The organism is Gordonia alkaliphila, assembly GCF_039542465.1.
GTDB classification, from domain to species: Bacteria; Actinomycetota; Actinomycetes; order Mycobacteriales; family Mycobacteriaceae; genus Gordonia; species Gordonia alkaliphila.
Window position 1 is genome coordinate 99,274 of the sequence record NZ_BAABIE010000013.1, and the last position, 12,814, is coordinate 112,087.

At 69.1% G+C, this 12,814-nt stretch carries 14 protein-coding genes; 2 read left to right on the plus strand and 12 right to left on the minus strand.

Translation table 11 applies throughout. The annotated features are described in order from the left end of the window. Positions 1-33 precede the first annotated feature (33 nt). Positions 34-771 (plus strand): Clp protease N-terminal domain-containing protein, encoded by a 738-nt coding sequence (locus ABD989_RS14095; RefSeq protein WP_345313961.1) that lies wholly within the window; start codon positions 34-36, stop codon positions 769-771. Between the two features lie 19 nt (positions 772-790). Here ABD989_RS14095 and ABD989_RS14100 read toward each other — a convergent pair whose 3' ends face one another. From ABD989_RS14100 to hrcA, 11 genes are all read right to left on the minus strand, one after another. Continuing rightward, positions 791-1,591: an isoprenyl transferase gene (locus ABD989_RS14100; RefSeq protein ID WP_345313962.1), complete on the minus strand. Its 801-nt coding sequence runs from the start codon at positions 1,589-1,591 to the stop codon at positions 791-793. Between the two features lie 49 nt (positions 1,592-1,640). Then, entirely contained in the window at positions 1,641-2,429 is a 789-nt protein-coding gene (gene recO / locus ABD989_RS14105) for a DNA repair protein RecO (RefSeq protein WP_345313963.1), read from the minus strand. Positions 2,430-2,506: 77 nt separating this feature from the next. Next, on the minus strand, positions 2,507-2,965 hold the full coding sequence (locus ABD989_RS14110) for a phage holin family protein (protein ID WP_345313964.1): 459 nt from the start codon (positions 2,963-2,965) through the stop codon (positions 2,507-2,509). Positions 2,966-3,059: 94 nt separating this feature from the next. After that, positions 3,060-3,968 carry a GTPase Era gene (era, locus tag ABD989_RS14115; RefSeq protein ID WP_345313965.1) on the minus strand — a complete coding sequence of 303 codons (909 nt, stop codon included), beginning with the start codon at positions 3,966-3,968 and terminating at the stop codon, positions 3,060-3,062. Then, positions 3,965-5,389, minus strand: coding sequence for a hemolysin family protein (locus tag ABD989_RS14120; RefSeq protein ID WP_345313966.1), 1,425 nt, complete (start codon positions 5,387-5,389; stop codon positions 3,965-3,967). Before ABD989_RS14120 ends, era begins: the two co-directional genes overlap by 4 nt. Positions 5,390-5,392: 3 nt before the next feature. After that, positions 5,393-5,947: an rRNA maturation RNase YbeY gene (ybeY, locus tag ABD989_RS14125; protein ID WP_345313967.1), complete on the minus strand. Its 555-nt coding sequence runs from the start codon at positions 5,945-5,947 to the stop codon at positions 5,393-5,395. Further along, the gene (locus ABD989_RS14130) at positions 5,944-6,942 is read right to left on the minus strand and encodes a PhoH family protein (protein ID WP_345313981.1); all 999 of its coding nucleotides are present in this window, start codon (positions 6,940-6,942) and stop codon (positions 5,944-5,946) included. The genes ybeY and ABD989_RS14130 overlap by 4 nt, the downstream gene beginning before the upstream one ends. Positions 6,943-7,056: 114 nt before the next feature. Continuing rightward, the gene (locus ABD989_RS14135; RefSeq protein ID WP_308221313.1) at positions 7,057-7,827 is read right to left on the minus strand and encodes an alpha/beta hydrolase family protein; all 771 of its coding nucleotides are present in this window, start codon (positions 7,825-7,827) and stop codon (positions 7,057-7,059) included. Next, positions 7,809-8,567 (minus strand): 16S rRNA (uracil(1498)-N(3))-methyltransferase, encoded by a 759-nt coding sequence (locus tag ABD989_RS14140; RefSeq protein ID WP_246991125.1) that lies wholly within the window; start codon positions 8,565-8,567, stop codon positions 7,809-7,811. Before ABD989_RS14140 ends, ABD989_RS14135 begins: the two co-directional genes overlap by 19 nt. Beyond that, the gene (dnaJ, locus tag ABD989_RS14145; RefSeq protein ID WP_345313968.1) at positions 8,564-9,718 is read right to left on the minus strand and encodes a molecular chaperone DnaJ; all 1,155 of its coding nucleotides are present in this window, start codon (positions 9,716-9,718) and stop codon (positions 8,564-8,566) included. The genes ABD989_RS14140 and dnaJ overlap by 4 nt, the downstream gene beginning before the upstream one ends. Positions 9,719-9,746: 28 nt before the next feature. After that, complete coding sequence (gene hrcA, locus ABD989_RS14150; RefSeq protein ID WP_345313969.1) at positions 9,747-10,781, minus strand: heat-inducible transcriptional repressor HrcA; 1,035 nt, start codon at positions 10,779-10,781, stop codon at positions 9,747-9,749. Between the two features lie 101 nt (positions 10,782-10,882). Between hrcA and ABD989_RS14155 the strand changes: the two genes are divergently transcribed. Continuing rightward, positions 10,883-11,287: a type II toxin-antitoxin system VapB family antitoxin gene (locus ABD989_RS14155; RefSeq protein ID WP_345313970.1), complete on the plus strand. Its 405-nt coding sequence runs from the start codon at positions 10,883-10,885 to the stop codon at positions 11,285-11,287. Positions 11,288-11,293: 6 nt separating this feature from the next. Here ABD989_RS14155 and hemW read toward each other — a convergent pair whose 3' ends face one another. Further along, on the minus strand, positions 11,294-12,514 hold the full coding sequence (gene hemW, locus ABD989_RS14160; RefSeq protein WP_345313971.1) for a radical SAM family heme chaperone HemW: 1,221 nt from the start codon (positions 12,512-12,514) through the stop codon (positions 11,294-11,296). Between the last annotated feature and the right edge of the window lie 300 nt (positions 12,515-12,814).

Sequence of the window (12,814 nt, forward strand, 5' to 3'; positions counted from 1 at the left end):
ACGATCATCCAATCGTCAACCTATGGTTGACGCATGACCTCTCCCACTCCCCTCGACCCGCCGGTCCGACTCGACGATCTCATCGTCGCCATCAAGAAGGTGCACGACGACCCGCTGCTCCAACTGACCGACGCCATGCTCGCCGCCGACCACCTCGGCGACATCGCCGACCACCTGATCGGCCACTTCGCGGATCAGGCACGACGCAGCGGCGCGTCGTGGACCGACATCGGCACCAGCATGGGCGTCACCAAACAGGCCGCCCAGAAGCGCTTCACCCCCAAGAATCCCGGCACCTCCGCCGACCTGGACCCCAATCAGGGTTTCAACGCGTTCACTCCGCGCGCCCGCAACGTCGCCGCCGCGGCGCACAACGAGGCCAAAGCCGCCGGATATCCCGAGGTGACCACGACCCACCTGGCGCTCGGCCTGCTCGACGATTCCGAGTCGCTGGCGGTCGCACTGATCCGGGAGTCCGGCGTCGATCCGACCGCGCTCGCCGCGGCCCTGCGCGCAACGCTGCCGACCGCCGCGGCCGAGGTCGGCGAACTCATCCCCTATGACGCCGCGGCCCGCAAGGTCCTCGAGCTCACCTTCCGCCAGGCGCTGCGCCTGGAGCACGGTTACGTCGGTACCGAGCACATTCTGCTCGCGCTGCTGGAGAACGAAGTCGGCACCGGCCCGCTCACCGCGGCCGGACTCGAGGCCGCCGCGCTGGAGGAGCGCCTGATCGCCCTGCTGGCGGCCATGCAGCCCGACGCCGCCGAGTAGGTCCTACTTCCCCGGCGTATCAGGCGCTGCCGAAGCGGCGGTCGCGCTTGGCGTACTCCAGGCACGCGTCCCAGAGGTCGCGCCGGTCGAAGTCGGGAAACAGCTTCTCCTGGTACACCAGCTCGGCATACGCCGACTGCCACAGCAGGAAGTTGGAGAGCCGCTGCTCGCCGGACGGCCGCAGGAACAGGTCCACGTCGGGCATGTCCGGCTCGTCGAGGTACCGGGCGAACGACGTCTCGGTGATGCGTTCCGGATCGATCTCGCCCCGCGCGGCCCGCCGGGCGATCTCCCGGGCCGCGTCGGCGATCTCGGCGCGGCCACCGTAGTTCACGCACATCACCAGGGTCAGCACGTCGTTGTCCTGGGTGAGTTCTTCAGCCACCTCCAGTTCCTTGATGACGCTTCGCCAGAGGCGGGGCCGACGACCGGCCCAGCGCACTCGCACGCCCATCTCGTGCATCTCGTCGCGACGACGCCGGATCACGTCCCGGTTGAAGCCCATCAGGAACTTCACCTCGTCCGGGCTGCGCGACCAGTTCTCGGTGGAGAAGGCGTAGGCCGAGAGCCATTTGACGCCGATCTCGATGGACCCGCACACCGAGTCCATCAGGACGGCCTCGCCCCGCTTGTGGCCTTCGGTGCGCGGCAAGCCGCGTTCCTGCGCCCACCGGCCGTTGCCGTCCATCACCAGGGCGACGTGGTTCGGCACGAACTGCGCCGGGATCGCCGGCGGGGTGGCCCCGGAGGGGTGCGGATCCGGCGGCCGGATCGCGCGCGGTGCGGCGGCGGGCTGCGAGCGGCGGGTCAGTCGTGCCATCGGGGGGCCTCTCCCATGGTGTCGGCGAGCGTGTCTCGGTGGTCTCGGGTCAGGCAGTGGTGGCAGTGGTGACCGTGCTTGCGGCCGGGCTGGGTCGGTCGGCCGGAACGGTCCGGTCGATCAACGGCAGCGTCCGGAGTCGTCGTTCCAGATGCCATTGCAGGTGCGCGGCGATCAGACCGGTGGCCTGCCGCTGCTGCGACGCGGTGGTGGTGGCGACGTGATCCCAGTGTCCCTGGGCGAGCGCCTCCATGAGCTCCAGCACCCCGACCGACGGGGTCGCGGCCCCGGCCGGCCGACAGTACACGCACACCGCGCCGCCGGCCGCGACGTGAAAAGCCTTGTGCGGCCCCGGGTTAGCGCAGTGCGCACAGGCATCCAGCGACGGCATCCAGCCGGCCGCGCCCATGGCGCGCAGGAGGAAGGCGTCCAGAATGTGCTGCTGCTCCCGCCGCTCCTCCGCCAGCGCCGTCAGCGCTCCGACGGTCAGCCGGTACAGCTGCAACGCGGGCACCCGTTCCTCACCGGCGAGGCGTTCAGCGGTCTCGAGCACCGCGCAGGCCGTGGTGTAGCGCGTGTAGTCGCGCGCCATCGCCTCACTGAAGGCGTTGAGCGTGTGCACCTGCGTCACGATGTCCAGATTGCGGCCGGGATAGAGATTCACGTGCACGTGCGCGAACGGCTCCAACCGGGCCCCGAACTTGGACCGGGTACGTCGAATGCCCTTCGCGACGGCACGGACCAGACCGTGCTCGGCGGTGAGGAGCGTGATGATGCGGTCGGCCTCGCCCAGCTTGTGCTGGCGGATCACCACCGCTTCGTCCTGATAGTTCCTCACCGCTGCATTCTCTCACCGAACGACGACACAAGCGCATCCCGACGCGCACCCCCGACGCCCGGGCCCGGAGGCCGGGCTCAGTTCTTGCCCTTGCCGCCCTTCGCCTCCCGGCGGGCCAGCGCCGCGTCGGCCGCGGAGTTCTCGGCCTCGGCCGCCTGCTTGCGGTCCCACCAGCGCTCCAAGATCAGGAAGCCGAGGCACCAGGTCAGCAGGGCACTGGCGAACCAGACCACCACGGTCGAGGCCAACCAGGAACTGAAGCCGTCGATGCGCAACGCCCCGGAGACCAGCGTGGTGATCCACAGTGCCACCAGCGTCGACAGCAGGCCGATGCCACCCAGCATCGCCGAGGCGTACTTGCGCGCGATGTTGAAGCTGAACGGCCCCAGCAGCGACTGCACCGCGGTGAAGATGGCGACGGCGATGAAGAAGCCGCCGAGCGAGATGTGGAAACCGCCGACCACGGCCCAGCAGATCAGAAAGGCGACCGCCGCGGACACCAGGTTGACGGCGATGCTCAAGAGGAACCGAATCAAGGCAATTCTCCTTCTAGGACGACACTTCTTCGCCGACCGCGCTCCGCGTTCGCGTGAGAGTGTTCGCCTCACATCATGCCTGTCGACGCGCCGATCAGAAGCCTAGACGCCCCAGCTGTTTCGGATCTCGCTGCCAGTCCTTGGCTACCTTCACGTGGAGATCGAGATAGACGCGGCAGCCCAGCAGCTTCTCGATCTGCGCGCGCGCCGCGGTGCCGACCTCTTTCAGGCGTGCCCCGCGGTGCCCGATGATGATGCCCTTCTGGCTGTCGCGCTCCACGTACAGCACCGCGTGGACGTCGACCATCGGCGGATCCGAGCCCTCCCGGTCGATGACCTCTTCGATGGTCACCGCGAGCGAGTGCGGCAGCTCGTCGCGGACGCCTTCGAGGGCGGCCTCGCGGATGAACTCGGCCATCAGCACCTGCTCGGGCTCATCCGTCAGTTCACCGTCCGGGTAGAACGCCGGCCCCGGCTCGCACAGGGAGACGAGGAGGTCGGCGAGCACGTCGAGCTGTTTGCCGGACTTGGCCGACACCGGGATCACGTCGGCCTCCGGACCGAGCACGTCGGCCAGCGCCATCAGCTGTTCAGCGATCTTCGCCGGCCCCACCTTGTCGAGCTTGGTGACGATGCCGACCACCTTGGTGCGTCGGGACAGCGGCTTGATCTGCTCGATGATCCACCGATCGCCGGGGCCGATGGGCTCGTCGGCGGGGATGCACAGGCAGATCACGTCCACTTCGGAGAGCGTGTCGAGCACCAGGTCGTTGAGCCGCTTGCCGAGCAGGGTCCGCGGCCGGTGCAGGCCCGGGGTGTCGACCAGCACGAGCTGGGCGTCCGGTCGGGTCACGATGCCGCGGATCGCGTGCCGCGTGGTCTGCGGCCGATTGGACGTGATCGCCACCTTGTCGCCCACCAGCGCGTTGGTCAACGTCGACTTGCCGGTATTAGGGCGCCCCACCAGGCAGATGAATCCGGAACGGAACTCGGGGTCGGTCACTGCTGATCTCCTCGTCGCGCGGCGCCGCCGCTCTTCTTCTCGCCCCGAGACTTCTCCCCCGGGACCTTCTCACCCTTGGTCTTCTCGCCCCGCGCCTTCTCACCCCGGGCCTTGTCGCCCGGGGCCTTCTCACCGGAGGCCTTCGCCTTGTCGCCGTTCTCCCGCCGCACCAGGACGGTCGTGATGCGCTGGCGACCCACGCGATTCGGTCCGCCCTCGGCGGTCATCCGCAGGCCGGCCGTCTTCACCCGGGTGCCCGGCAACGGCACGCGGCCGAGCTTCCAGGCGATCAGCCCACCCACGGTCTCCACCTCGTCGTCGCGCAGGTCGACGTCGAACAGTTCGCCGAGGTCTTCCACCGGCAGCCGCGACGACACGCGGTACACGCCCGGCTCGATCTCCTCGATCGGGGCCACCTCGTCGGTGTCGTACTCGTCGGCGATCTCCCCGACGATCTCCTCCAGCACGTCCTCGATGGTCGCCAACCCGGCGATACCGCCGTACTCGTCCACCAGCAGCGCCATGTGGTTGTGGTGCGCCTGCATCTCCTCGAGGAGGTCGTCGAGCCGCTTGGAGTCGGGCACGAACCGCGGCGCGCGCATCACGTCGGCGACGGTTAACTCGTTCTGAACGGTGCCGCGCGGCAGCATGTGCTCGACGATGTCCTTGAGGTACACCACGCCCACCATGTCGTCGGGGTTCTCCCCGATCACCGGGATGCGCGAATGCCCGGACCGCACCGCCAGACTCAGCGCCTGGGTGGCCGACTTATCCGACTCGATCCAGACGATCTCCGGGCGCGGCACCATCACCTCGCGGGCGTTGGTCTCGTCGAGCTCGAAGACCGACTGGATCATACGCCGCTCGTCGTCGTCGACGACGCCCTGCACCTGCGCCAGATCCACCACTTCGCGCACTTCCACTTCGGTCGCGAACGGACCGTTGCGGTAGCCGCGGCCGGGTGTCATCGCGTTACCCAGCAGGATCAGCAGTCGGGTCACCGGCCGCAGCAGCACGCCGATACCGGTGAGGAAGGGCGCCGCGACCAACGCGATGGAGTAGGCGTGCTGGCGGCCGATCGTGCGCGGCCCGACGCCGACGGCGACGAACGAGACCACCATCATCGCGAGGATCGCCACCACGATGCCCCAGGTCAGGCCGAGACCGTCGACCGCGACGATCGCCACCAGCACCGTGGAGGCCGTTTCGAAGCCGATCCGCAGCAGCACCGACAGGCCGACGTAGGTGGGGCGCTGACGCACCACCTGGGCCAGCCGCTTCGCGCCGCCCCGCTCGTCCTTGACCATCTCGTCGATACGCGCCACCGAGACGGTGTTCAGCGCCGAGTCGGTGGCCGCGAGGACTCCGGCCACCACGGTGCACAGCACCGCGACGATCAGAAAGATGATGTCGAGCACCATGCGTCAGCGGCCGTCGGCGGAGTCGCCGGTGGCATCGAAACCGATGTTGCGCATCAGCCGCGCGTCCTTCTCCGCCTGACGCTCGGTGCGCGCCCGCACCTCCCGGGCGTCGTACCAGTCGGCCAGGATCCGGTTCTGCAGACCGAACATCTCCTTCTCCTCCTCCGGCTCGGCGTGATCGAAGCCGAGGAGGTGGAGCACGCCGTGCACGGTCAGCACCGCGAGTTCGTGTTCGTAACTGTGCCGCTGCGTCTTGGCCTGTTCGGCCGCGAACTCGGGACACAGCACGATGTCGCCGAGCATGGCCGGTCCGGGTTCGTCGGCGTCCGGACGGCCGCCGGGGGTGAGCTCGTCCATCGGGAAGCTCATCACGTCGGTGGGACCGGGCAGGTCCATCCACTGCATGTGCAGGTCGGCCATGGTGTCGTTATCGACCAACTGGATCGACAGTTCCGCGGCGCGGTGCACGTCCATCGCACCGAGCGCGAACCGCGCCACCTCGATGATCTGGCCTTCCGGCGCATCCATGCCGGACTCGTTGAACAATTCGATACTCATCGACGACGACCTGTCTGTCCGCCCTGGGCACGACGCTGGGCGCGGTTACCCGCGAGCACGTCGCCTTCTTCGGCGCGGCCGTAGGCGTCGACGATGTCGGCCACCAACCGATGCCGCACCACATCGGCACTCGTCAGTTCGGCGAAGTAGATGTCGTCGATACCGTCGAGAATCCGGGTGGCGGTCCGCAGACCGCTCTGCTTGCCGCCGGGCAGGTCCACCTGTGTGGTGTCGCCGGTGACCACCATTTTGGCGCCGAAACCGAGGCGGGTGAGGAACATCTTCATCTGCTCGCCCGTGGTGTTCTGCGCCTCGTCGAGGATGATGAACGCGTCGTTGAGGGTGCGACCGCGCATGTAGGCCAGCGGCGCCACCTCGATCACCCCGGCCTCCATCAGCTTGGGGATGGCTTCCGGATCCATCATGTCGTGCAGCGCGTCGTACAGCGGCCGCAGATAGGGATCGATCTTCTCGCTCAGCGAGCCGGGCAGGAAGCCGAGACGCTCGCCGGCCTCCACCGCCGGGCGGGTCAGGATGATGCGGCTGACCTCTTTGCGCTGCAGCGCCTGCACGGCCTTGGCCATGGCGAGATAGGTCTTGCCGGTACCGGCCGGGCCGAGTCCGAAGACGATGGTGTTCGCGTCGATCGCGTCCACGTACCGCTTCTGATTCAGGGTCTTGGGCCGGATCGCGCGACCGCGGCGCGCGATGATGTCCAGGCTGAGCACCTGCGCGGGCGTCGCCTCCACCTCGTCGTCGGAGATGATGGACATCGATTGCCGCACCAGGTCGGGCGTCAGTTCGGTGCCGGTGCGCACCAGCGCCAGCAGTTCGGCGATCACCCGCTCGGAGGCGGCCACCTCGGCCGACGGACCGCTCAGGGAGAGTCGGTCGCCACGCACATGGATCGACGCAGGCAGCTGCGATTCCAGCGTCCGCAGGTTGACGTCCGCGGGACCCAGCAGGCCGAGCATCTCCTGCTGGCCGATCTCCATGCTCGAAGTCACCGGGCGGCCGGGCCGGTCGTCGTCGCTCACTAAGGTATTCACTCCTGAAAAATCACTGGTGGTTGCTTTGATCCTAGCCCGACGAGTCGGGGCGCGACGTGGTCAGAGGCCGAGCTCCCGCAGGGTCTGTCGGTGCGCGCGGCTGGACAGATCCAGGAAGGCCGCGTGGTCGCCGGGCACCTCGGCCAGCGTCACGCGCTGCCCGCGCTCGCGCATCACCTCGACGTAGTGCCTGCTCAACTCCACCGGCACCGCGCGATCCTCGGTGGTGTGCACCACCGCGATCAGCGCGTCGACCACCGGAGCCTGCGCCGGGGAGGCGGCGGCGAAGCGCTGCGGCGCCTCGTCGTAGGAGGTGCCGAGGAAGCGCACCACGGACGGCTTGTCGTGGAGACCGGGAATCGTGAGGTCGAGCACCGCCGACTGCGGGATCACCGTGGTGATCCGGTACCGCTCGGTGCGCGCGCCGAGATTCGCCACCGCCCAGACGGCCAACTGACCGCCGGCCGAGTGGCCCACGACGGCGACGTGCTGCCGGTCGACGGTGATGCCCGCCAACGCGAGCTCCTCGGTGATCGGGCCGTCGAGCAGGCGCAGCGCGGCGAGGACGTCCTGTCCGGTCTGCGGCCAGCCGCCGCCCTCTTCGACCCGGCGGTACTCGATGTTCCAGACCACCGCGCCACGCTTCGCGAGATCGCGGGAGACGGCGCCTGCGATGGTGAGACCGAACTCGGTGGACCACGAGCCGCCGTGGATCATCACCACGAGCGGTACGCATTCGCCGGCTTCGACGTCGGGCAGGTACAGGTGGCCGAACTGGGACGCGTGCTCACCGTAGGCGATCTTGCGACGCTTCATCGTCGACGTGCCCACCGGTCGGTCACCGCGCCGAGCGCACCGAGCGCCACCGCCCCGGCCGCCGCGGTGCGCAGCACTTCCGGGCCGAGCACCACCGAGCGGGCGCCCAGCGCGGACAGGTCGGCCACTTCCTCGTCGGTGAGGCCGCCTTCGGGTCCGATCACCAGCACCACTTCGGGCGCACCGCGGAAGTCGACGGCGCCGAACGGGGTGGCGCCGTCCTCGTGCAGCATCGCCACCACGCCGCCGGCGGCGTGCACCCGCCCGCACAGCTCCCGGACGTCGATGGTGGTCGACAGTTCCCGCACCTCGGGAATCCACGGGCGGCGGGCCTGTTTGGCGGCGGTGGCCGCGACGGTGCGCCACTTCTCGACGCCCTTGGCGGCCTTCACCCCGGACCAGCGGGCGATGCTGCGCGCGGCCTGCCAGGGCACGATCACGTCCACTCCGGCCTCGGTCATCAGGTCGACGGCCAGCTCGGAGCGTTCGGCCTTCGGCAGTGCCTGCACGATGGTGACGATGGGCGTGGGTCGCGCGACGAACTCGACCTGACCGGCACGCACGGTGAGCCGATCTTTGCCGCTCACTTCGCTGACGGTACCCGCCACCGTGGTGCCGCGACCGTCGCCGAGTACCACCGACTCCCCGACCTTCAGCCGGGTCACGGTCACCGCATGGCGGCCTTCCGGGCCGGTGACCAGCACGCTCTCTCCAGCGCGCGGCACCTCGTCGACCCAGAAGACCGGCGGGCTCATCGGCCTGCGAACGCGTTGCGGAGGCGGGAGAACAGTCCGTCCTTGCCTGCCCCCTTGGATCCGGCGGTGACCAGTTCCACCGAGTCGTCGGTGCTGTCCCGGAGGCTGCGCAGCAGGTCCGCCTGCGTGCTGTCGACCTTGCTCGGCACCACCACTTCCAGGTGGGCGTGCAGGTGACCGCGCAGACCGGTGTTCAGGTGCGGCAGGCCGCGGCTCTTCACGGTCACGACGGTGCCGGGCTGGGTGCCGGGCTCGATGGTGATCTTCGCGGTACTGCCGAGAACGGTGTCCACCTCGATCTCCGAGCCGAGCGCGGCGTCGACCATCGGCACCCGGAGGGTGCAGTGCAGGTCGTCCTTGTCGCGGATGAAGACGTCGTTCGGCTTCTCGCTGATCTCCACGTACAGGTCGCCCGCGGGCCCGCCGCCGGGGCCCACCTCACCCTGCCCGGCCAACCGGACGCGCATGCCCTGCTCCACGCCGGCCGGGATCTTCACGGTCAGGGTGCGGCGGGCGCGGACGCGGCCGTCGCCGCCGCACTTGGTGCACGGATCGGGGATCACTTCGCCCGCGCCGTGGCACTCCGGGCATTCGCGCACCGACATGACCTGGCCCAGGAAGGACCGCTGCACGGACTGGATCTCGCCCTGGCCCCTGCAGGTGCCGCAAGTCACCGGTCGGGAGTTGTCGCGGGTGCCCGCGCCCTCGCAGAGCTCGCACAGGACCGCGGTGTCGACGGTGATCTCGCGGTCGGCGCCCGCAGCGATCTCGTCGAGATCGAGCGTCAGTCCGACTAGCGCGGGCTCACCGGGGCGGACGCGGCCACGCGGCCCACGGCTGCCGCCGAAGCCACCGCCGCCGCCCCCGAAAAAAGTGTTGAAGATGTCGCCGAGGCCGCCGAAGTCGCCACCGCCGCCGCCACCGAAACCGCCCATGCCCGAGGACAGCGGATCGCCGCCGGCGTCGACGATGCTGCGCTTCTGCGGATCGCTGAGCACCTCGTAGGCGGTCGTGACCTCTTTGAACCGCTCTTCCTCGTCCGGGTTCACATCGGGGTGCAGTTCCCGGGCCAGACGCCGATAGGCGCGCTTGAGATCTTGGTCGGAGGCATCCCGGGACACACCGAGAATGCCGTAGTAATCACGAGCCACGTGCAGACAGTCCTTTACTTACTTCCAACTAGCGGCCGGCGAGCACTTCGCCGACGTATCGCGCCACCGCCGCGACCGAAGCCATGGTGCCCGGATAGTCCATCCGAGTCGGCCCGACCACACCCACGCCGCCGAAAACGGTGCCCGAAGCACCGTACCCGGTCGACACCACGGAGGTGCCGCGCAGGTCTTCCACCAGCGTTTCTTCACCGATCTGCACGGTGACGCTGTCGTTCTCGCGGGCATGCGCCAACAGACGCAAGACCACAACCTGCTCTTCCAACGCTTCGAGCACCGTGTCCATTCCACTGCTCGCCAGTGCGAAGTCGCCCGCGCTGCGCGCCAGGTTCGACGTCCCGCCGAGCACCAGCCGATCCTCCGGCCGCTCCACCAGCGTCTCGATCAGGACCGTCGCGATCTCCAGGATGGGGCGCTGCAGTTCCGAGGGCGAGTCCTCGGTGAGGGCGGAGACCTCCGCGGTCGCCTCGTCCAGCCGCTTCCCGTCGAGCGCACCGCCGAACAGGTTCCGCACCTGCGCCAGCGACTCGTCGGCCAGCGGTTCGCGCAGCGTCACCATGCGCTGCTCCACCCGGCCGGTGTCGGTGATGACCACCAGCAGCAGTCGCTGCGGCGTCAGCGCGACCACTTCGAGGTGGCGCACGCGCGCGGTCGACAGCACCGGGTACTGGATCACCGCCACCTGCTGGGTGAGTTCGGCGAGCAGTTTCACCGAGCGGCGCAGCACGTCGTCGAGGTCGACGGCGTGATCGAGGAACGACAGGATGGCGCGACGTTCCGGCTTCGACAGCGGCTTCACGTCGTGAATGCGGTCGACGAAGAGCCGGTAGCCCTTATCCGTCGGCACCCGCCCGGAACTGGTGTGCGGCTGGATGATCAGGCCCTCGGCCTCGAGGACCGCCATGTCGTTGCGGACGGTGGCGCTGGAGACGCCGAGCTGGTGCCGGTCGACCAGAGCCTTGGAGGCGATCGGCTCCTGCGTGGCGACGAAGTCGGTCACGATCGCGCGCAAGATCTCGAAGCGGCGGTCGTCTGTGCTCGACACTCGGGCGCCTCCTGAAGGGTCTTGTGCATATGGTGGATCGGAACCATCGTGCGATGGTGTCCCCTCAATTCTAGTAGTTCGACAGGAAGAACTGGGAAACGATGATCTTCAAGGGCGTGCGGGAGGGTCGGCCGTATCCGGAACAGCGCCTGTCGACGCGGGAGTGGGCGCAGATTCCGCCGCGCCAATTCCGCCTGGATCAACTCACCACGGTGACCACCGTCCTCGCGCTGGACAAGCTGTTGTCCGAGGACAGCACCTTCTACGGCGACCTGTTCGCCCACGTGGTGCAGTACCGCGGCGAGCTGTACCTGGAGGACGGGCTGCACCGCGCCGTCCGGTCCGCCCTGCGGAATCGCACGATCATCCACGCGCGACTCCTCGACCTCGACGCCGATCCGGCTCTCGCGACCCCGATGGAGAGCACCGACCAGTTGGCCCCGGTACTCGCCCGTCCGGTGAATCCGCGGCGCGTCGGCCGCGGCGCCCACCGCGCCGGCGAGTGACGCCGCTCAGTCGACGAGGATGTCGCGGATCACGCCGTCGGCCAGCAGCCGACCGCGGTCGGTGAGGACGTAGGCGGCATCGCGCAGGGTCAACAGTCCGCTGTCGACCGCCCGCCCCGCCCGTTCGGTCTCCTCCGCGGACAGTTCGTCGGCGGGCAGTCCGGACCGCATGCGCAGCCGCAGCATCACCGTCTCGGTGTGCGCGTCCTCGTCGGTCAGGATCTCGTAGCCGCCCACCGGCAGCGCCCCGGCGGTCAGCGAGTCGGCGTAGGTGGCGGGGTGCTTCTGGTTCCACCACCGCACGCCGTTCACGTGCGAGTGCGCGCCCGGACCGATGCCCCACCAGTCGTCACTGCGCCAGTAGGCCTCGTTGTGTCGGCAGGCCGTCTCCGTCGGAATCGAATCCGCTTCCGCCGCAGCCCAATTCGACACTTCGTACCACTGCAGTCCGGCCGCGGACAGGCGCGCGTCGATCTGTTCGTAGCGCGCGGCCAGGACGTCGTCGTCGGGCATCGGGACCTCGCCGCGGCGCACCTTCCGCGCAAAGGCCGTGCCGTCTTCGACGATCAGCGCATACGCCGACACGTGGTCCACCGGCACCGACAGCACCGCGTCGAGCGAGGCGGCCAGGTCGTCGTCGGTCTCCCCCGGCGTGCCGTAGATGAGGTCGAGGTTCACGTGCGCGAAGCCGGCCTCGGCCGCCTCCCGCGCCGCCGCGAGCGCCCGGCCCGGCGTGTGCCGTCGATCCAGGATCCGCAACACGTGCGGCGCGGCGGACTGCATCCCGAGCGAGATCCGCGTGAACCCGGCGTCGGCGAGACCGGCGAAGAACTCCGGCGACGTCGACTCCGGATTGGACTCGGTGGTCACCTCGGCGCCGGGCGCCAGTTCGAAGGAGTTCCGGACGGCCCCGAGGAGATCGGCCAGACCGTCCGCGCCCAGCAGCGACGGCGTGCCGCCGCCGACGAACACCGTCTGTACCGGTCGGTCCGGCGCGAGCAGTGCGGCCGCGGCGTCCAGTTCCCGGCGCACCGCCTGCGCCCACGACTCCGGGGAGCTCGAAGAGCCCAGCTCACCGGCGGTATAGGTGTTGAAGTCGCAGTAGCCGCAGCGCGTCGCGCAGAACGGCACATGCAGGTACAGACTCAGCGGCCGCTCCGGGTCCACGGCGGTCAGACGAGCCGCCGCATCACTGGGCAACACCGTCGGGGGCACACGCAGACTCATGCCTCCATCATGGCTCACCACCGCGGCGCGAAGTTAAAATCATGGTGCAGATAATTGGCCCGCGGACTAGCCGAACGGCCCCCGCCCGTGCCACCATGGTCGGCATGACCACGACGGGAGTCCGCCTCATCGCACGGCGGCACATCGACCTCATGCGCTGCGACAGCGCATCGTGTCGAGCCTGACTCTCCCCCGTTCGTCGATTCCGTACGTCTTTCCGGACGCCCCGCGGCACCTGTCGCAGCGCTGATCCCTTCGCATTTCCGCCAGCCCCCGTGGCGCATCGCACCCTCGATGCGC

What these genes read in the sequence shown, in the direction of transcription:
- ABD989_RS14155 (WP_345313970.1), top strand. Translation starts at nt 10,883, where the DNA reads ATGATCTTCAAGGGCGTGCGGGAGGGTCGGCCGTATCCGGAACAGCGC.
- ABD989_RS14100 (WP_345313962.1), bottom strand. Translation starts at nt 1,591, where the DNA reads ATGGCACGACTGACCCGCCGCTCGCAGCCCGCCGCCGCACCGCGCGCG.
- ABD989_RS14130 (WP_345313981.1), bottom strand. Translation starts at nt 6,942, where the DNA reads ATGGAGATCGGCCAGCAGGAGATGCTCGGCCTGCTGGGTCCCGCGGAC.
- hemW (WP_345313971.1), bottom strand. Translation starts at nt 12,514, where the DNA reads ATGAGTCTGCGTGTGCCCCCGACGGTGTTGCCCAGTGATGCGGCGGCT.
- ABD989_RS14140 (WP_246991125.1), bottom strand. Translation starts at nt 8,567, where the DNA reads ATGAGCCCGCCGGTCTTCTGGGTCGACGAGGTGCCGCGCGCTGGAGAG.
- ybeY (WP_345313967.1), bottom strand. Translation starts at nt 5,947, where the DNA reads ATGAGTATCGAATTGTTCAACGAGTCCGGCATGGATGCGCCGGAAGGC.
- ABD989_RS14095 (WP_345313961.1), top strand. Translation starts at nt 34, where the DNA reads ATGACCTCTCCCACTCCCCTCGACCCGCCGGTCCGACTCGACGATCTC.
- ABD989_RS14120 (WP_345313966.1), bottom strand. Translation starts at nt 5,389, where the DNA reads ATGGTGCTCGACATCATCTTTCTGATCGTCGCGGTGCTGTGCACCGTG.